This is a genomic window from Polynucleobacter sp. AM-7D1, from assembly GCF_018688455.1.
Lineage (GTDB): Bacteria > Pseudomonadota > Gammaproteobacteria > Burkholderiales > Burkholderiaceae > Polynucleobacter.
Genome location: NZ_CP061319.1, coordinates 412,651 through 432,022 on the forward strand (window position 1 = coordinate 412,651; position 19,372 = coordinate 432,022).

Sequence of the window (19,372 nt, forward strand, 5' to 3'; positions counted from 1 at the left end):
CAATAGTTCGTTTCTCAGTATTTATTGTTGCGTAATGGGTAAGGTGATCTTGAAGACTGCACCGTGCTTGGTGTTGTGAACGGCAATCGTTCCACGGTGGGCATCTAAAGTATTTTTGGCGATCGATAGACCAAGACCAGTGCCATTAGCGCTGGTAGTAGAGAAGGGCTCAAACAAGGAATCAATGATGGTGCTCGCAATACCGGGGCCTTGATCTTCAATGGTAATGATCAATTTCTTTGAATCAATATTTGCAGTCAGTGAGACAGTATCTTGAGGATGTGAGACTGCTAGTGCGTTTTCAAGAATAGCCACTAATGCATTCGGAATAGATTTTGGTTCTACTAGCAACATGGCCGTCTCAGGAATATTGCATTGAACATTCAGTTTTACTTGCTTTGTTTCAAACAGTGCTTGAATACTAGCTTGCGCTTCATCAATCAGTTGTTTAGCAGAGCTAAGTACAGTTTTAGTGGGGCGATTAGAAATAAATCGCAACATGTCTTGTGAAAGTTTTTCTAGATCAAGTAATTGCTTGCGTAAGCGCAAGGCAAACTCTTTAGCCATCTCTGGCTGCACTTCATCATCACAAAGGTGGGACGAATACAGGAGGGCGGTAGCAAGTGGCGTGCGAAATTGGTGTGCAATACCAGCAGCCATCTTGCCCATGGCAGTGAGGCGATTCTCGCGCTGGGTTTCTTGGTGAAGAGCAATGTTGGCGGTAATATCTTGAATCTGCACAAAGCTACGTATGCCCTCGTCAATGCGAATGACCTGAACCATTTTTTGCGGGGCGTTGCGATCTTCTGCGTTACCAATGAGGTATTCACCAGGTGCAATAGAGGCTTGCCAATCATGTGGCAACTCAAAATGATTGCCTGTGCTTAAGCTAGGTAAGAACTGAAGGACTGCCGGGTTATGAAGCAGAACAATGTTGTTCTCGAGCAGTATTACTCCAGCTGGAATGGCATTTAATAGGATCCCCAAGCGCTGATTGGACTTTTGCAACTCGGAGCTGAGTTGATTGATCTTCTCTTGAAGAGCTGCTTGCTGAGTCTCGAGTTTTTGAGATTCCGCATAAAAAATGGCAAATGCTTCCTCTAGGTGCTTAGCAGCTAGGGCGGGATCTTTCTCAGCGGTTATATTGGGGGCTGACTTGGTCAATGTATTTATCTATGGCTAAATGCGTATTAAATGACTTTGGTTTTGTAATGACTGGGGCGGCAAATTTTGCCTCTTTATTCCCATAGAATATCAATATTTAGGGAAAAAAGGCAAAAAGGTTCTATATTTAGTGATATTATGTTTACAGAATTTTTACCTGATTTGACGGAATCGACCCATTGAGCGAAGAGGCAAAGCCCGGAATACAGGAAAGCGAAAAGGATGCAGCAGTAGTCAGCATTGGCTCTAAAGCCGCCTCCGCAGCTATTCCAGCGATGGCCCCATCTAAGGGCAAGGTCAAACTCCCCTCAAAATTAGGCGAACTCCAACAGCGTTTTGGTGCATTAGGTCTACAACAGCGCCTGATCGTACTTGCTGCACTCTTCCTCTTTATTGCAGTCTTGGTCTTTGTTTCGATCTCTGGCCGAAGTAGGGATGACTACCGCGTACTTTTCTCCAGCATTAACGAGCGCGACGGCGCTGCAATCGTAGCTGCCTTGCAGCAGATGAATGTGCCTTACAAGTTCACAGAAGGTGGTGCTGCTATTTTGGTGCCAGAGTCATCTGTTTATGAAACCCGTTTGCGCCTTGCTGGACAAGGACTTCCCAAGGCGGGCAATGTTGGTTTTGAGTTGCTTGAAAACCAAAAGATGGGCACCAGCCAGTTCGTAGAGCAGGTGAACTATCAGCGCGGTCTTGAGGGTGAGTTAGCTCGTAGCATTAGCTCATTGGCGCAGGTTAAATCTGCTCGTGTGATGTTAGCCATTCCTAAGCAAACCGCATTCATGCGCGAGCAAGAAAAACCCACAGCCTCTGTTGTTGTCACAATGCACCCTGGTCGATTCCTAGATGCCCAGCAAGTTGCTGCCATCACGAATTTAGTAGGTTCTTCAGTGCCTAATCTAGGTCCAGCCAATGTCACTATTGTTGACGCTGAAGGCAGTCTCCTAGCCCCCAATGCCCAGCGTTTAATGGGCTTGGATAGCAATCAGTTGAAGTATGTAGCGGAACTTGAAGGCGCTTTATCTAAGCGAGTTCAGGCCATCTTAGAGCCCGTCACTGGTAAAGAAAATGTACGTGCTCAAGTAACGGTTGATATGGATTTTGGTGAGCTTGAGCGAACCGAAGAAACGTTTGGTCGCAACTCACCACCAAATCAATCCTCCATTAGAAGCCAGCAAACAAACGAAGCGGCAACACCTGGATCTGCAGCGGCAGGTGTCCCTGGTGCGCTCACCAACCAACCGCCTGGTGGCGGTCAGGCGCCGATTAATGCAGCAGGCGGAGCTGCTGCTGGACCGCAGAATCTCAATGCACCACCATCAAGTTCAAGCTCTACAGCTAGCAACATCAAAAAAGACTCAACAATCAACTACGAGTTAGATCGCGCGATTCAGAGAATTAAATCTGAAAAAGGTCAAGTCAGAAGAGTGTCTGCTGGTGTAGTGGTGAACTATAAGCAGCCTACCGGAGTAGATAAGGATGGCAAGCCACTCAAGCCCGTGCCTTATAACGCCAAAGAGTTGGATCAGATTAATAACTTAGCTCGTGATGCGGTTGGTTTTAATGAGCGTCGTGGCGATAGCGTCAGTGTTGCCAATATTCCGTTTAAGGTTGAAGCTGACGTAGAGCCTCCGTTTTACAAGCAGGCGGGTGTAATTGAGCTCAGCAAAGAGTTCTTTAAGTTTGCGATTATTTTGGGATCTCTAGGTATTATTTTCTTTGGCGTTGTGAAGCCTTTACTGTTTCCTAAGAAGATGGATGAGGCCTTGGAAGAGCAGCGTATAGAAGAAGAGTTTGATGAGAAGATGAAGGCTGAGATGGCCCAAATGGATCCGAAAGCTCGCGACAAGCGTCGCATGGAAATGGAATTGCTCAAAGAGCGTCAGCGAATTGCTGAAGAAGAAGAGCGCGCACGTCTTGAGGAAGAGCGTGCCAAGCTTGAAGAAGATCGTAAACGTGCTGATGAAGAGAAGAAGCAGGAGTACGACGAGCTACTCAAGTATGCGCAAGAATTTGTGGAGGAGAATCCAAAAGTGGTTTCTTCTATCTTTAAAGAGTGGTTGGCGGATGATGCAGATAAAACGAATACCGCTAACGCAGCTGCCGCTGCTGCTGGTTGAGATAAAGAGTAGATAGACATGGCTGACGAAGAAACCGGCGCCCCCAAACAGCTCTCGATTGCTGAAGCTCTGAAAGAGGGCGTCAAGGGCGCAACTCAATCTGGAAGTTTGACTTTCGAGGAGCTGGATGGTGCTTCGCGCGCTGCTGTGGTGTTGTTAGCAGTGGGCGCTGAATCTGCTGCAAACGTCTTGCGTCAAATGACGCCATTTGAAGTGCAGCGCCTATCTGGAAAGATGGCGGTCGTTCGATCCTTAAGTCGCGATCTTGTATTGCAAGTGTTGCGTCAATTTAAGGATGTCACTGCGAATAACTCACAAGTGGCTTTCGATACCGATTCCTTCATGCAGAACATGCTGACTAAAGCGATGGGTGCTGAAGGTGCTTCTGATTTGCTCGGTCGTTTAGAGTCCACACTCGACATGTCGGGTATTGAAACTTTGAAGCGTATGGAATCGGATGTTCTGTACGAGATGATTAAGAATGAGCATCCGCAAATTATTGCTACAGTGATGGTGTTCTTGGAGCCATCGCAAGCAGCCTCTGTTCTTAAGTTGTTTGCTGATGATTTGCGTAATGAATTGATCTTGCGTATTGCCTTGCTAGAGAAAGTCCAACCAGCTGCTTTGAAGGAATTGAACGAAGTTATGTCACGCTCCGCAGGTCCAGATGCCGACTTCCGCAGAAGCACCGTCGGTGGTGTTGTGCCTACCGCGGAGATTCTCAACATGTTGTCCGGTGGCTTGGACAAAGAAGCGCTCAATACGATTCGTAACTTCAATGGCGAATTGGCTGATGCAATTCAAGAGAAGATGTTCGTGTTCGAGGATTTCAACGACATCGAAGATCGTTCACTACAGACCCTGTTGTTAGAGGTTCCGCAAGAAACTTTGATCGTCGCACTCAAAGGCGCAAGTCCAAAGTTGCGCGAGAAGCTCTTCAAGAATATGGCCAAGCGTGCCGCCGATGGCGTGCGCGAAGATCTCGAGACTCGCCCACCAGTCAAGGTGCAAGAAGTCGAAGAGATGCAAAAAGAAGTTATTCGTGTTGCACGTGTCTTGGCTGATGAAGGCCGCATGATCATGGAAAGGGGCAAGTCAGCCGATGCCTTCCTCTGATGAGGACTCCCTGCTGACGAGGTGGGAGCCTCCCTCCTTTGATCCTCCAAAGCCCCCTAAACCTCCTAAGGTTGCGCCTATTCAATACCCAACGGTTGAAGAGGTTGAGGCGATTCGCGACAACGCCTATAAAGAAGCTTATGAGTTAGGCTCAAATCAAGGATTTGTAGAAGGCAGGGATGCTGGTTACAAAGAAGGCAAAGAATCAGGCTATCGCGAGGGTTATAAGCAGGGCTATGTCGAGGCAGACGAAGAAGCTAAACGTTTGCAAGATGCTCTGGGTCAATTGCTTGAAGCGATGACTGGAATGCCTGAGGCTATTGCTGAGCCCCTCACACAACTGAGTTTTGAGATTGCTTCACGCCTGACTGCCAATGTCTCGATGGAGCGTGCTCCATTCGTTGCAGCTGTTCAAGAAGCCTTGATGCGTCTCCCACGTCCTGGTGAAAATCTTTATCTGCGTCTGCGAGCAGAAGAGGTTGAGACCTGGAAAAAAATTGTTGATGATCCTGGCCTGCCATTTGCGTGCACTATTTTGGTTGATGCGGATGTACGCCCAGGACATGCTTATGTTGAAGTAAGTGGTGCACGTATTGATGTGGGCCTTGAAGCACGCTTAGCTCTCGTCAGAAACGCCTTAGGTTTGGATGGCACTGCTGAAGAGCTCGCAACGGTGAACACAGAAGCCTTGATCGATAGCAGTATCAATATGCTTGAAGACGAATCTGGTGATGACTCTCACCTGGATGAAGTACAGCATCTTGATCCCCCTGACTCTGGTGAGGTGGAGAAAGAGTGAGTCACTTGCAGCCGGCTCAATTAGCGGATCAACTGGAGATGCGCAGGCAGCATCTGGCGCAAGCACCTCGCTCGATTCGTGAAGGTAAGCTCAAGCGGGTTTCTGGAATTGTGCTTGAGGTAGAAGGTTTGCCAATGAGCATTGGTACTGGCGCAACCATTCTGTCTGAGCTCGGTGGCAAAACCTATGATGCGGAATGCATTGGCTTTAACGGTGCCATTACCTATTTAATGCCGATCGACACGATGGAAGGTATTTCTCCTGGAGCTTTGGTTTATCCAGCTGACACCCCCTTTAATTCTGGATCGGGATACACCTCCAATAGTATTGGTGAGCCATTGCCTATTGGCGAGAGTCTGCTTGGTCGTGTGGTCGATGGCCTGGGTCGTCCGATTGATGGCAAAGGTTATGGAGAAAAGCAATTCTCTCCATTTATTCAAAGAACTTTGAATCCATTGGATCGCACTCCCATTCATGAGCCATTAGATGTTGGGATTCAAGCAGTCAATGGTTTGCTCACAGTAGGTCGAGGACAGCGGGTTGGAATCTTTGCTGGTTCAGGAGTTGGTAAAAGCGTTTTATTAGGTATGCTAGCGCGCAACTGTGTTGCTGATGTGATCGTGATTGGTTTAGTAGGTGAGCGCGGTCGTGAGGTGCGTGAGTTTTGTGAAGACACTCTCGGTCCTGAATCATTTAAGCGCGCTGTTGTAGTGGCTGCTCCAGCAGATGCTTCACCCTTAGCGCGCTCTAAGGGTGCATCGTATGCAACTGATGTAGCGATCTGGTTTAGAGATCAAGGTAAGCATGTTGTTCTCATTGTGGATTCTCTGACGCGTTATGCGATGGCATTGCGCGAGATTGGTTTGAGCTTAGGTGAAGCGCCAGTAGCACGTGGATATCCGCCTAGTGTGTTTGCTCGCATGCCTGAGTTAGTTGAGCGCGTTGGTAATGGCGCTAATCCCGATGGATCGATTACGGCGTTTTATACCGTGCTGCTAGAAGGTGACGATACGAATGACCCGGTTGCGGATACTGCCCGCGGAATTTTGGACGGTCACTTCTTCTTATCTAGAGAATTAGCAGATAGCGGTCACTACCCAGCTATTGATGTTGAGAAGTCGATTTCACGTGTGATGCCTAAAGTCGTCTCCAAAGAGCACCTCTTATCCGCGAGGCGCCTAAAACAACTTTATAGTCGCTATATGCGAGGGCGCGATTTGGTTTCTATGGGTGCCTATATTGCCGGTACCGACCCAGATTTAGATGCAGCGCTCCAGGCTTGGCCAAAAATACAGGCATTTTTACAGCAAGATGCCGAGCAAACCATTCCAATTGATCAAACCGAAAAACTCCTTTTCGAGATCGCTCCTCCGGTGGTTTAATTCTTTATGTCTGCAATTGAGCTACTTCTGCGCCTAGCTAAAATCCGTGAGGATCAAGCGATGGCTCGTGCAAAAAGGGCTGCCGGACAGGTTAATCAAACAAAAGCCTTTAAAAATCAAGTGCTTGATTATGCAAAGGAATATGAGGTGCAGATGATTGCCGGTGGTAATCAAAGCGTTTCAGTGGCCTTCATACAGGATGCCAATGCATTTAGGGAGAAGCTGATTCAGAGCTCTATTGAGATGGATGGGCAGATTCAGGGTCTGGCCAGAGCCTCAGAAGATACCCTCAAGACCGCCACAGAAGCCAGAATGCGCACCCGAGGATTGACTAAATTAGTCGATAAAAAGAGGCTGGAAGTCAGGAAGAAGAAGGCTAAGGCGGAAATGAACCTCTTTGAGGATAACTACGCGGCGAGGGCTAGTGCCAATTCTGGCACGAAAGATGCATAGTAAGTAGTGTTCCTTTTGGAGAGGCTATGCCAACAGTAGGTCAAATTCGAATGCAAGCAGCAGCCAGTGGCGTAAATGCCGCAGGTAGCAAGTCGGGCTCAATGCCCGGCGGCTCCGCTATGCCTGTCGGATTTGAGGCTTTCTTGTCAGCGCTAGACCGCTCTACAGCTTCTCGTCGTGATGCCCAGTTAAATTCTAGTCAAACTAGTACACAAGGCGCTTTTGCTATGCAAAATTTGCCTACTATGGGCGCCAAACAAGCTGGGGCTGCAAAAAATTCCGATCCAGTCGAACTGTTGATGGCAGAAATAGCTGCACAGGGCTTGCTCAATGTTGCCTTCCAAAACCCAAGCCAGATCAATCAGATAAATGGCGGGAGTAATACGGATGCCAGCACTAATATCCAGAGCTTGCTCAGCAGCCTGAGTGCACAACAAGATCAGTCCTTATTGGGCGCACAACAAAATCAATCCCTGTTGGGATTAGCCAATGGGCAGCAGCTCGACGCAAAACAAACGGCTCTAATTAGCCAGGCACTTTCCAAGGCAATGAAAGCTTCTGGTCAGGGCGCGGAAATGGCTATGCAAGGTCAGGCGGCTTCTTTGCTGCAGGCATTGCAGCAACAGTCCTTAGGTCAGCAAAATACCCAAACTCCAGCCCAAATTGCTAGCGCTATTCAGAGTCTTGCTCAGAAAAATGGCATTACCTTACCTCCTGAGATTCAGACTCAGTTAACGAATCTAATGAATAAGGGTTCGGAAACAGGTGCAATTAAGCTTTTGGGAATCGAGGGCGCTGGACAGCAAACAGCTGCAGTGGTGGTTGAACAGGCTGGTGTAGTTGATCCTAATAAAGCAACTACCATTCAAAATGTAATTGACCCTAAGACCCCTAACGTTTTAACCAGTGCTGGCGACAAATTGGCCAAATCCAAGACCTTGGATGTCGCCTTAACCCCTGGCAATGTCACCGATAAAGGTCAGCTCACAAAAGGTGGCGCACCACTAATGAGTGCGAGTGCTGTTGATGCTAAGGGCGCAGTAGAGGCACAAAACTTGTCCCATGCTGAAAAGCAAGAATTTAAAGATACTTTAAATTTAAGTGAAATTACTGCAAGTAACGCCAGTCTAGCTAGAGCTGATGCCCAAAATTTAGGCAATCAACAGAAGATCGAATTGAAAGCCTCGGAAGTTTCCTTAGCCTCAGGACCACTGCATGAGCAGGTCATGAGTGCCGCCAAGTCAGGTGGCGGTCGGATTATGTTGGAATTGACCCCTCCAGAGCAGGGAACCATCCGTATTGACCTTCGGATCGACCAAGCTGGACGTGCTCACCTCATTGTTGAAGGTGCTAGTGATGCCACCAAGTCCCGTCTCGATCAGGGCGGTCAAAACCTGAAAAATGAATTTGCTCAAATGGGCCTGAATTTATCCCTCGATTTAAGGCAGGGTGGTCAATCTCAGCAGGCTAGAGAGCAAGGTTTTGGCAGTTCTCGACAAGGCTTTTACAACAGCCAATCTACGATTTCTCAAAGCTCAAAAACAACATTAGCCATCGGTTCAGCCGGATCAGGTGATAATAGGGGAAATAGCGATACAGTCCACCTGTATGCTTGATATTATTGAGTAAAGAGGAATACAGCGATGGCTGAAGAAGAGCGTATTGAACCGACTTTAGATCCAAATGCAGCAGCGCCTGCTGCGGCTGCTTCTGGCCCTCCCGCACATGGTGATGGCGCTGATGTAGTTGAAAAGCCAAAAAGTAAAAAAACTCTATTCATCATTATTGGTTTAGTGGTGGTCATCGTCGCTGCAGTTGGTGGCTATATGTATATGCAACACTCAGCTGAAGCAAAGCGTTTGCAAGAGGCTGAAGCAAAGCGCCCAGAAAATATTCTGAAAAAGCAGTTGATGGAGCGCAAAGAAAATGCGCCTCCTATCTATATCCCTCTTGAAGAAATGATTGTCAATCTCCCTGGCCGAGGCGGTGAGCACTATCTACAGGCGAAGATTGTTTTAAGAACTAATGACTCAGCTACTGAAGGCAAAATTAAGAATTTCATGCCAGTCATTCGTGACAAGATCATTACTGTTTTGTCATCACGTCAAATGCAAGAGTTAGCTACGGTAGAAGGTAAGGTCATGATGGCGCGAGAAATCGCCCTAGTGATTAATTCCATCATCGCTCCACAGCTAACCGCGATCTATATTTTGCAACAACAGCCGGGCACCGCTGATATGCAAAATTTAGAGCGTATTGGTGCAGTGCCTAAAGAGACATCCTCCGGTCAAAAAATTACTGGTGAAGCAGCAAGAGCCGCTGCTGAATTCTGGAATGTCACTGAAATGGATTTGCCAGTGCAAGCTGTGTTGTTCAGTTCTTTTGTGATGCAGTAATCGACCACTTTAGAAAGTCCACTTAGGAAAACATGGCGGCAGAGGAAATCAATGTCGAGATGAACATTGACGCTGAAGATCAGCGTGCAATGTTTGATAAATCGAAGATCATTGCTCGGCGCCGCATGCCGACCTTGGAGTTGATTCACGAGCGCTTTAGTCGCGCAGTTCGACTCACACTCTTCAACATGATTCGTGCACCGATTGAAGTGCAAATGCATCTTCCGGTAGTGAAGAGTTATCAAAAATTCGTCGATGAGTTTCCTGAGCGTACCAACATCAACATTGTTGGTATTCGCCCATTGCGTGGTGTGGGTTGCTGGATTGTGGATCCAGGCGTGGTTTACATTGCGATTGATAATATGTTTGGTGGCGAAGGGCGTTTAGCTCCGCGCCTGAATTTGCGTGAATACACTGCAACAGAATTACGTATCATTCGCCGCTTAGTGGATGCATTCCTCAGCGAGTACGAAAAAGCGTGGAAATCTGTCTATGAAATTAAGTTTGACTTCATGAGACAGGAAACGAATTTCGGTTTTGCCAAGATCACCTCTCCTGGTGAAATGGTGTTGCACTCTAAATTCACTATTGAGATTAATGGCCGACCAGGCGATATCGATCTGTGCATTCCTTTTTGGGTGTTGGAGCCGGTTAAAAGTATTTTGTATAACAATATGCAAGGCTTTGCGACCGAGCCTGATCAGCATTGGACTGACCTGTTAAATGATCAAGTACATGAAGCCCCTGTTACTGCAGTAGCTGTTTTAGCTCGCAAGCAAATGCTGCTCCGTGAAATTACCTCACTTTCAGTTGGGGACATCATTCCTATTGAGATTAATGATCCTGTGACAGTGTATGTGGATGGTTTGCCGGTAATTAAGGGTCAATATGGCACGAAAGATGGCCGTTATTCTGTAAAAGTTGGCACGATTCAACACCCTGCAGAATTCCTGAAGAGTCCTCTTGAAAGTGCTCGTCTTGGCCCTAGCATGATGCGCAGCGCTGAAAAAGGCGAGCTTTATGAGCAACTTCCAGAAGTCGCCAAAAGTCATGTTGAAGTGCCTGAAAATCCAGACGCAAGCGATACAATTAGCGCAGTGACTGATGGCCTAGTGCCTGATGGTCAATGAAGCACAAAGAAAGTAGAGAATAGGGAATCACCATGGCTGAAAACGATAACGATTTAGCAAAATCAATGACTAGTGCTGATGTATCTGGTTCATTGAGAAAAGCCACCTTTAATAATCTAGAGGAAGGTGCTAGAACTAACCCAGACTTTAACGAAATTGATTTGGTGATGGATGTGCCAGTTCAAGTCACAGTTGAATTGGGTCGCGCCAAAATGCAAATTCGTAATCTACTGAACTTAACTTATGGTTCTGTGATTGAATTGGATATTCTGGCAGGCGAGCCACTCGAAGTGGTCGTTAATGGATGCTTGGTTGCTCAGGGTGAGGTAGTGATTGTGAATGACCGTTACGGTATTCGCTTGACTGATATCGTTACTCCAGCAGAGCGTCTGCGCAAAATTAATCGTTAATTGACATGGACTCCTCGGTCGGAGGTATGTTGCTATTCTCATTTTTTTGGCTTGCACTTGCAGCCGCTCTCATTTGGGTTGTTGCATTTCTAATAAAGCGTGACTCTGCCACCCGCGCCACCAACCCGCATGTGATGATCTTGGCTCAGCAAGCGTTAGGTCCACGTGAGCGAGTGATTGTCCTCAATGTCTTGAATCGTATTTTGGTTGTGGGTCATACCCCCAGTCAAATTACCCTGCTAACTGAGCTTGATCCCGAAGATGTTGCTAATTTGAAGCCGCAAGCAGCAAGCGCAGATTTTGCAAATAATTTGCGCCAGTTTGTGAAAAGAAAATTAGGATGAAACGAAAAATATTCTGGTGCTCATTTGGAATTACAGCCCTGATAGGGCTGTTTCCATTAGTTGCCTGGAGTCAATCTTTGCCTTTAGTGACCGCTAAGGCGGGTGGCGGTGGCACGATGTACGCAGTGCCGGTAGAAACCATCATTGCGCTTACAGCGCTCAGTTTTTTGCCGGCCGCTTTGGTTCTCATGACCAGCTTCACGCGTATTCTGATTGTCTTTTCATTGCTACGTCAGGCCCTGGGTTTGACAACCATGCCGCCAAATATTGTTTTGATCGGTCTTTCATTTTTCTTGACGCTATTCATCATGAATCCCGTCTTTGATTCGATCTACAAGAATGCTTATCAGCCTTACTCTACTGGCAAGATGGGCTTTCCGCAGGCAGTAGAGGTAGGCGCTAAACCTTTAAAAGAATTCATGCTTAAGCAAACCCGTCGAGACGATCTCAATCTCTTTGCAAAAATGTATGGCCAAGAAATCGCCACGCGTGAGGATGTTCCGTTTACTGTTTTAATTCCAGCTTTTGCTATCTCCGAAATCAAGACGGGCTTTCTGATTGGCTTCGTAATTTATTTACCATTCTTGGTGATTGACTTTGCAGTTGCCAGTATCTTGACTTCGCTTGGTATGGTGATGGTCTCGCCAATGATGTTTTCATTGCCACTAAAGTTAATTGTGTTTGCATTGGCTGATGGCTGGGCACTCCTGTCTACCTCACTTGTGCAAAGTTACATTAATTAGCGCCTATGGAAAGCGGAGTCATTATCGATTTGGTGTATCAAGCCTTAAGAATGGCTGCGCTATTGGCTGGCCCAATCTTGATGGCCTTGCTAGTAGTAGGCTTAGTAATTGGTATTTTGCAGGCGGCTACTTCTGTTAATGAGTCGACCGTTGCCTTTGTTCCCAAGCTTATTGTGTTTGGCGTAGTCATCATGCTGATTGGGCCTGTCACCTTAGTCTTATTTACCGATTACATTAAAGAGCTATTTGCTCGTATCCCTGGTTTGGTGAACTGATTTATGTTGACCATCTCAGGTCTTCAGATTGAGCAGTACATGGCAATCTTTATGTTTGCCTCAATGCGAGTGTTTGGACTTTTTCTCACTACACCGCTATTTGCGTTTCGCGCTCTCCCAATGCAATTTCGTTTATTGGTAGCCCTCTCATTTGCTGCCTACATGATGCCCGTGATTTCTTCTGAGTTAATTCCTAATCCGGGTAGCATTACTTTCTTTGCCTCAGTGATTGAGTTATGCATCGGGGCGTTTATGGGATTTGTGATTCGATTGGGTTTTATGGTGATTGATATTGCTGCAGAAATCTTATCGTTTCAGGCTGGTTTTAGCTTTGCCTCAACGGCATTTCGAGATCCAGCTTTAGATTCTGGTTTGGTAGGTCAATTCTTGGGTCTCACCGCGATTGCTCTGGCTTTTTCTCTCAATATTCATTTGGTATTAATCGAAATCATCTTGAGTAGCTTTAAAACAATCCCGGTTGGGGTGTGGCCAGATGCGTGGTCATCTAAAGGAGTAATGGAGTTAGTTGCCGCTTCATTTCGTTTGGGATTAATCTTATCCATGCCTGTACTACTCGTGTATATGATGTTTAATTTGACACAAGCATTTTTGGGTAGAACCAGTCCACAAATGAATTTATTTTCGGTCGGTTTTGCTGTCAGTATTCCTTTAGCATTTCTAGTTATATTTATGATTCTTCCTGATTTAAAAATTGTTTTGGAGCGCTCTCTTGAAAACCCACTGCAACTTATTCGCCAAGGCGTGGAGACACCCAATGCAAGATAAATTCTTCATCCGGTTTTTGCTGACATTGTCACTATTGGTTCTTGGGTCTACTGGCTTTGCTCAGCCCTGGCCTGTCGGTCCAACTGCATCAGATGGCGATACCAGTCAAGTTATGTCTGCTGAAGATAGGGCGACTATTTCTCAGAATTCCTTAGACCAAGCCCCTGTCGGCCCGGATGATTGTGAGTCAAAGTTTCCTTTCCCTTCCTCAACCAAGCGCGATCCTTATGCTGAAAATGGTCAGGAGGTCTGCAAGAAATTACAGATTCGTGGACAAAGAATGCAATGTGAGGTGGATTCACTTTTATTAGAAAAACCTGTTGGTTCAACTACTGGCTCAAAAATTGAAATGGCTGCTTGGGCTCGTTGCAACAGCAAGGTGGCAACACTGTTAATTGAAGGTTATTACTTGCCGGCTAGTGAAATTGAACGTCGCCTACAAATTTGTAGCGCTAATTTTTATGCTGACCCAGGCAAGATGCCTAAATTAGGTTGGTACCAACGCTTTCTCAGGTGGGCCACAAGTAATGATCTAACTCCACCTCCAACTGATGCCGCGATTGAAGTGGCGCTAAAACAATCTACACCTCTCGAGAATCACCAAGATGCTGCCGGCCTCATGAAATGTGAGTGGATGTTCTCGCGGAGCAGGGCCCCTGCAATTGACGTTTTACCTGGCGGAAGTCTTGCGGATGGCGATGGTGCCCAGTCAGTGGCGCCGACTAAGAAGCCAGCAACCAAACGTCCTGCCAAAAGTGCTACAAAGCCCTGATTTATAAAGGAATATAAACACCAAGATAAAAATAACCGTTAGAAAACTATGAATAAAAATATTAAACTTTCTATTTCCTTGCTCGCACTTGCGTTGTCGTATGCAGTGAGCTCAAGTGCGATTGCTAGCGATGCGCCGGCCCCTGCCGCAAGCACTGATAAGCCTAAGGCTGCAGTCACGGCTACAGCCGCAACATCAGCATCAGGTCCTACTGATGACGATATGAGTAAGGCGCTCTTAAATAAGATTAATAAGGGCTCTGGTGATATCGTCATTCGTACTGGTGATCTTCCAGCCGGTAACGCTACTGCGCCATCCAAGCCTGAGACTAAGCCCAAAGCGACCAAGGCAGCTGCTAAGGCGGCAGAAAAGGATCACCATGACGTGCATTGGTCCTATGTCGATGGTCCTGGCGGCCCAGAAAATTGGGGTAACTTAAGTAAAGATAATTTAGTCTGCTTAAAAGGCAAGACTCAATCGCCTATCAATATTAATGTTGATAGAGCGGTTAAAGCAGAGTTAACACCCTTAGAGTTTCTTTATAGACCTTCCCAACTTGCTATTGTCGATAACGGCCATACGATTCAGGTGAACTACGGTGAAGGCAGTAATTTGATTGCTGATGGTCGTCAGTACAGATTGGTTCAGTTCCACTTCCATAAGCCCAGTGAAGAGGCGATCAATGGCGAGCGTACTGACATGGTGACCCATTTAGTACATCAACATCATGATGGAGGCTTGGCTGTCGTTGCGGTGTTAATGACTACAAAACCGCCGGTTTCAAGTAAAAAGTACTGGTGGGGTAGTGATGAGGTTAAGGAAAATGGACTCATTCAGACTCTTTGGAATAACGTACCGCTAATTAAAGGTAAGTCAGAGGCGCCTGGAGTGGTGATCGATGTAAACCAGATTCTGCCAGCTGATAAGAGTTATTTCACCTATATGGGTTCGCTTACAACCCCGCCTTGCAGCGAGAATGTACTGTGGTTTGTGATGAAAAACCCAATTTATGTTAGCGAAGAGCAGGTCAAAAACTTTGACCGCATCTATCCTATGAATGCCCGTCCATTGCAGCCAAAGGGTGATCGTTTGGTGAAAGAAACTAAAGCTAACTAATTCTTGGCTTATTGGCAAAAGCTGCCAAGAGGATTAGCAAGTTGAGTGACAATGCGGCAATATTTGCCGCTTTTAAGAAAAAACCCCATATTTTGGGGTTTTCTTCTTTGTAGGGATGGGCTTAGCCGTAAAGTCAGCAATAGAGCAGTTGGCTCAAAAAGTTAGCGCTTACTAATTTAATTCTCCATATAAAACTGGCACGGTCCTTGCATATTCATATGTGAGGATTTTCCCCTCAGGATTTGTATTCCCTTAATGGGTGGAGAGTAAATGAACGCTGTACCGCAATACGACCCTTTAACTTTTGGCGAAAACGCACTAAAACTGCGTACGTATCGCCAGCAAGTGCTCGGGAACAATTTGGCAAACTCCGATACCCCTGGTTACAAAGCCAGAGATATTCGCTTTGCTGATGTATTGAAGGCGCAGTTAGATGGCAAAACATCCTCTAGCGCTATCGGCATGGCAACAACACATTCAGCTCATATTCCTGGCAAGGTGCCTCAAGAAGATCCTCGCTTGCTATACCGCATCCCGAATCAACCATCAATGGATGGCAATACCGTGGATGCTGATACAGAGCTCACTGAATTTACTAAGAACTCTGTTTTTACTGAGTCAGCTCTCAATATATTGGGTGGAACTATTCGTTCACGCATGTCTGCAATTACAGGTCAACCTTCATGAGTTTATTAGGCGCATTCAATATTGGCTCTACTGGCCTTACAGCTCAGGCAATGCGCTTGAATGTGACTGCATCCAATATCGCGAATGCTGAGAGCGTATCCGGTCCAGATGGACGTCCTTATCGCGCTAGACAGGTTGAATTTACAGCGATCACTAAGCCAGGATCTCCTGGATCTGGGGTTGAGGTAAGCAAGGTATTGGAGAGTGATGCGCCGTTAAGAATGGAATATCGCCCAGGCCATCCAAAAGCAAATGCTGCTGGCTATGTGGAGATGCCAAACGTCAATCCAGTAGAAGAAATGGTCAACATGATTTCTGCATCACGCTCATATCAAATGAATGTGGAAGCAATGAATGTATCTAGGCAGTTGATGTTGAAGACCCTTGATTTAGGTAAGTAATTAATAGAGAGCATGCGTAAAGCGTAAGAGGAAATTATGGCAATCACTAATCCAATGAGTGGCATTCGTACTTATGACCCAACTACAGCAAATAAGCCGGCTGAGGCATCATCCTCTATGGGTGGTACTGCTGCTGAGCAAACGCAAAATTTCTTAAAGCTCTTGATTGCCCAGATTCAGAATCAAGACCCGATGGCCCCTATGGATGCCTCCACCATGACTGCGCAAATGTCTCAGCTCAATATGGTGAGCAGTATGGGCAATATGAATACATCGATGACCGCCATGCTTGCACAAATGCAAAGCGTGAATTTCATGAATCAAGCTGCATTGATTGGCCATAGCCCAGCTGTTGCTGGTAACGGTATTGCATTTGACGGAACCAACCAGGTGATGTTGGGTGCCAATGCAGAGAACCCATTGAAGTCAGTCGTTGCAACTATTACTGATGCTGCCGGCAACGTGGTCAATAGCGTTGATTTAGGCAATATCAATGCTGGCATGAGTAACTTTATTTGGAGCGGTCAAGATGCTGATGGCAACACAGTCGAGGCTGGAATGTACTACCTCAGTCTTACTGGCACCAATTCAGCCGACGCAAGTGAAAACCCAACGGCTTATGTTGCATCAGCAGTTGCTTCAGTCACCAAAGGTAGTAATGGCGATGCCATTCTGAATTTATTAGATGGAAGAACTATAAATTCTTCTGAAGTACAGCAGTGGATCAGTTAAGAAAAACGTAAGAAAAAATAAATAGTAGACAACAAACAAAGCAAGCAAGATAAACAAAATAGAGTAGAGATAAAAGGAATAGAAAATGGGATACGGAATCGGATTATCAGGATTAAAGTCAGCTTCAGAGGCAATTGACGTTACCAGTAATAACATCTCCAATGCGCAGACAGTTGGCTACAAGTCCGGCGAATATGTGTTCTCGGATCAGTTCTTTAGAGCACAAGATCCACAGTCAGTAGACCGTGCCGGTATGGGCTCATATCGTATGGCGATTCGTCGTACTGGCAGTTACGGCACAGTTGTAAATTCGCAAAATCCTTTGGATATGGCGATTACTGGCCCAGGCATGTTTATGTTGGCAAAGACAATTGATGGAACTGTGCCTACCGAAAATCCAACAAAGTTTCAATTTACTCGCAATGGTCAGTTTGCAGTGGATAACGAAAATCGCATCGTTAATCAAAACGGTATGTATTTAGTTGGCTATCCAGCAGATGCGTCAGGTGCAATTATTTCTAGCGCGAAGTCAGTAATGATTCTGGATAGGACACCACTTGCTCAGCAAGCAACTAAAAATTCAGAAATTCATTTGAATTTGGACAATCGCGTTGATCCAATTACTGGAAATGCTTTTAATACAACCGAACCTACAAGCTATAGCCAATCGACATCACAAACTGTATACGACGATAAGGGAACCGCACATACTCTCTCCGTGTATTACAAAAAGATGCATTCAGCAGAGTTAGAGCTAACAGGAAATGGAACTGGAACGACATTTACGTTCTCACCAAAGCAAGAGCTATCAACAACATTATCTGGTGAACAAACAAACTTAATTGCTTCAAGTTCAAAAGCATTGGCTGCAGCTGGCGGTACTACAGAAACCATTTCTAATGCAGTGCTAACTTACGTAAGTGGCGGTTCAGAAAAACTAGATACTGTTATTGGCGGCTTAGGTGGAATTACTGCTGGCTCTGGCTATACAAATGGAACCTATAACGGGGTTGCATTATCTGGCGGCTCAGGATCAGGCGCGACAGCAAACATCACAGTTTCCGGCAATAAGGTCACAGCAGTAACGTTGGTAAATCAAGGTGTGGGTTATGCGGCCAATGATCTACTTGGAGTAACGCCAAACTTAGTGGGTGGCACAGGAACTGGATTCTCAATCCCTGTAACAACAATTCAGACAAACCGAATTGGAGTATTGGGTGCCATAGGTGGCTCCGGTGGCGCAAATTATGTCAATGGAGAGACCGTTACTTTAACTGGCGGCGCTGGTTCATCAGGTGCGACGGCAACAGTTGCTGTAAACGGTTCTGGTGCCGTAACAGGAGTAACTCTTACCAATCCTGGAACAGGCTATATTGCTGGAGAGGTGCTGACAATCGTTGGTGCAACAGGTACAGGTGCAACAATCGCAGTAAGCTCATTGCGTGCTGGAGTTAAAGCGCTTGGTGCAGTTACGAGTGGTTCTGGTTATACAGATGGTATCTATGAGGATGTTCCTTTAACAGGTTCATCAACGGGTACTGGTGCTAAGGCAACCATTGTGGTTTCTGCTGGTGCCATTGTGAAGACTACTTTGACTGATTCAGGAAGTGGCTATCTCAATACAGATACATTATCAGTTGCTGCGAATTCAATCGGTGGAACAGGTAGCGGATTCTCAGTACCAGTTTCTTCAGTGAATACGGCAATCGCAGGTGGTGAGGGCACAAGGGGTGCAACATATAACCTACGATTGAAAGATGGTACAAATTTATCAGTTACGCAAATTAGCGAAGCTGGAAATGGTACGCCTAAATATACTGTTAACGTAGATCGTTATGCAGTGTTTGCAACTTTAGACGGAAACCCTGTAGGCCAAGATGCTGCTGCAACTGGTTTATCTACTGTAAAAATCGGCGGTATTTTGACTAATGAACAAACTTCATTAGGTACCGTTGCGTTTGTGGGTGGTAAGAATATCGACTCACTATCAAGAGATGCATTTGGTACACCTCAGTTTGATACTCAATTTAAGATTGATGCTAGTGGTGGTACAGGTTCTGGCTGGGGTCAAACTACTAATGGTGGTGTAGTTCAATTCACATTGAAGAGTACTGACATGACCGCATACTCATCCGCAGGTCAGACATACGGTAATAGCCAAGATGGATCAGCTACCTCACAGCTAGCTTCATATAACGTAGATTCTAGCGGCCGCTTAACAGCTCAGTATGACAACGGCAGTTCAGTCGTTAAGGGTCAGTTGATATTGGCTTACTTCAATAATCTTGAAGGATTAATCCCGAACGGTAACAATACTTATGAGGCATCACAGTCATCCGGAGAGCCATTATTAAGCTTCCCCGGCGATGGTACTTTAGGCGCAATTCGTTCAAAAGCAGTTGAGCAATCAAACGTCGACCTTACAGAAGAATTGGTGAGATTGATGGTGTTGCAACGTCAATATTCTGCGGTATCACAAGCAACTAAAGTAATGGCAGCTACATTGATTGATGATGCTATCAACATTGGTCGTTAATAAAAGC

Annotated in this window: 20 protein-coding genes; 19 read left to right on the forward strand and 1 reads right to left on the reverse strand. The window is 46.0% G+C overall.

All coding sequences use genetic code 11. The annotated features are described in order from the left end of the window. Positions 1 to 21 precede the first annotated feature (21 nt). Positions 22 to 1,164: a PAS domain-containing sensor histidine kinase gene (locus tag GQ359_RS02190; protein WP_215387314.1), complete on the reverse strand. Its 1,143-nt coding sequence runs from the start codon at positions 1,162 to 1,164 to the stop codon at positions 22 to 24. 179 nt (positions 1,165 to 1,343) lie between these two features. Here GQ359_RS02190 and fliF point away from each other — a divergent pair, with 179 nt between their 5' ends. The 19 genes from fliF (at position 1,344) to GQ359_RS02285 (ending at position 19,365) form a co-directional block, all read left to right on the forward strand. Continuing rightward, positions 1,344 to 3,287, forward strand: coding sequence for a flagellar basal-body MS-ring/collar protein FliF (gene fliF, locus GQ359_RS02195; protein WP_215387315.1), 1,944 nt, complete (start codon positions 1,344 to 1,346; stop codon positions 3,285 to 3,287). Between the two features lie 18 nt (positions 3,288 to 3,305). Next, positions 3,306 to 4,403: a flagellar motor switch protein FliG gene (gene fliG / locus GQ359_RS02200; RefSeq protein ID WP_215302778.1), complete on the forward strand. Its 1,098-nt coding sequence runs from the start codon at positions 3,306 to 3,308 to the stop codon at positions 4,401 to 4,403. Continuing rightward, the gene (locus GQ359_RS02205) at positions 4,390 to 5,202 is read left to right on the forward strand and encodes a FliH/SctL family protein (protein WP_215387316.1); all 813 of its coding nucleotides are present in this window, start codon (positions 4,390 to 4,392) and stop codon (positions 5,200 to 5,202) included. Before fliG ends, GQ359_RS02205 begins: the two co-directional genes overlap by 14 nt. Continuing rightward, positions 5,199 to 6,584 (forward strand): FliI/YscN family ATPase, encoded by a 1,386-nt coding sequence (locus GQ359_RS02210; protein WP_215387317.1) that lies wholly within the window; start codon positions 5,199 to 5,201, stop codon positions 6,582 to 6,584. The genes GQ359_RS02205 and GQ359_RS02210 overlap by 4 nt, the downstream gene beginning before the upstream one ends. A gap of 6 nt (positions 6,585 to 6,590) precedes the next feature. Beyond that, positions 6,591 to 7,037, forward strand: a complete 447-nt coding sequence (locus GQ359_RS02215; RefSeq protein WP_215387318.1) for a flagellar export protein FliJ — start codon at positions 6,591 to 6,593, stop codon at positions 7,035 to 7,037. 26 nt (positions 7,038 to 7,063) lie between these two features. Continuing rightward, positions 7,064 to 8,653: a flagellar hook-length control protein FliK gene (locus GQ359_RS02220; RefSeq protein WP_215387319.1), complete on the forward strand. Its 1,590-nt coding sequence runs from the start codon at positions 7,064 to 7,066 to the stop codon at positions 8,651 to 8,653. 27 nt (positions 8,654 to 8,680) lie between these two features. After that, the gene (gene fliL / locus GQ359_RS02225; protein WP_215387320.1) at positions 8,681 to 9,433 is read left to right on the forward strand and encodes a flagellar basal body-associated protein FliL; all 753 of its coding nucleotides are present in this window, start codon (positions 8,681 to 8,683) and stop codon (positions 9,431 to 9,433) included. Positions 9,434 to 9,465: 32 nt separating this feature from the next. Then, on the forward strand, positions 9,466 to 10,563 hold the full coding sequence (fliM, locus tag GQ359_RS02230) for a flagellar motor switch protein FliM (protein ID WP_215302789.1): 1,098 nt from the start codon (positions 9,466 to 9,468) through the stop codon (positions 10,561 to 10,563). Between the two features lie 32 nt (positions 10,564 to 10,595). Then, a complete protein-coding gene (fliN, locus tag GQ359_RS02235; protein WP_215302791.1) occupies positions 10,596 to 10,973 on the forward strand; it encodes a flagellar motor switch protein FliN in 378 nt (125 codons plus the stop codon). A 5-nt stretch (positions 10,974 to 10,978) separates the two neighbouring features. Continuing rightward, the gene (locus GQ359_RS02240) at positions 10,979 to 11,317 is read left to right on the forward strand and encodes a flagellar biosynthetic protein FliO (RefSeq protein ID WP_215387321.1); all 339 of its coding nucleotides are present in this window, start codon (positions 10,979 to 10,981) and stop codon (positions 11,315 to 11,317) included. After that, entirely contained in the window at positions 11,314 to 12,060 is a 747-nt protein-coding gene (fliP, locus tag GQ359_RS02245; protein ID WP_215387322.1) for a flagellar type III secretion system pore protein FliP, read from the forward strand. The genes GQ359_RS02240 and fliP overlap by 4 nt, the downstream gene beginning before the upstream one ends. Before the next feature lie 5 nt (positions 12,061 to 12,065). Continuing rightward, on the forward strand, positions 12,066 to 12,335 hold the full coding sequence (locus GQ359_RS02250) for a flagellar biosynthetic protein FliQ (RefSeq protein ID WP_215387323.1): 270 nt from the start codon (positions 12,066 to 12,068) through the stop codon (positions 12,333 to 12,335). A 3-nt stretch (positions 12,336 to 12,338) separates the two neighbouring features. Continuing rightward, complete coding sequence (locus tag GQ359_RS02255; protein ID WP_215387324.1) at positions 12,339 to 13,121, forward strand: flagellar biosynthetic protein FliR; 783 nt, start codon at positions 12,339 to 12,341, stop codon at positions 13,119 to 13,121. Further along, entirely contained in the window at positions 13,111 to 13,893 is a 783-nt protein-coding gene (locus tag GQ359_RS02260; protein ID WP_215387325.1) for a hypothetical protein, read from the forward strand. Before GQ359_RS02255 ends, GQ359_RS02260 begins: the two co-directional genes overlap by 11 nt. Positions 13,894 to 13,941: 48 nt before the next feature. Next, a complete protein-coding gene (locus GQ359_RS02265) occupies positions 13,942 to 15,009 on the forward strand; it encodes a carbonic anhydrase (protein WP_215387326.1) in 1,068 nt (355 codons plus the stop codon). A gap of 270 nt (positions 15,010 to 15,279) precedes the next feature. After that, positions 15,280 to 15,696 (forward strand): flagellar basal body rod protein FlgB, encoded by a 417-nt coding sequence (flgB, locus tag GQ359_RS02270; protein WP_215387327.1) that lies wholly within the window; start codon positions 15,280 to 15,282, stop codon positions 15,694 to 15,696. Continuing rightward, positions 15,693 to 16,097 carry a flagellar basal body rod protein FlgC gene (flgC, locus tag GQ359_RS02275; RefSeq protein WP_215302813.1) on the forward strand — a complete coding sequence of 135 codons (405 nt, stop codon included), beginning with the start codon at positions 15,693 to 15,695 and terminating at the stop codon, positions 16,095 to 16,097. Before flgB ends, flgC begins: the two co-directional genes overlap by 4 nt. A 36-nt stretch (positions 16,098 to 16,133) precedes the next feature. Further along, positions 16,134 to 16,829, forward strand: coding sequence for a flagellar hook assembly protein FlgD (locus tag GQ359_RS02280; protein WP_215387328.1), 696 nt, complete (start codon positions 16,134 to 16,136; stop codon positions 16,827 to 16,829). Positions 16,830 to 16,914: 85 nt separating this feature from the next. Next, positions 16,915 to 19,365: a flagellar hook-basal body complex protein gene (locus tag GQ359_RS02285; RefSeq protein ID WP_215387329.1), complete on the forward strand. Its 2,451-nt coding sequence runs from the start codon at positions 16,915 to 16,917 to the stop codon at positions 19,363 to 19,365. Positions 19,366 to 19,372 lie beyond the last annotated feature (7 nt).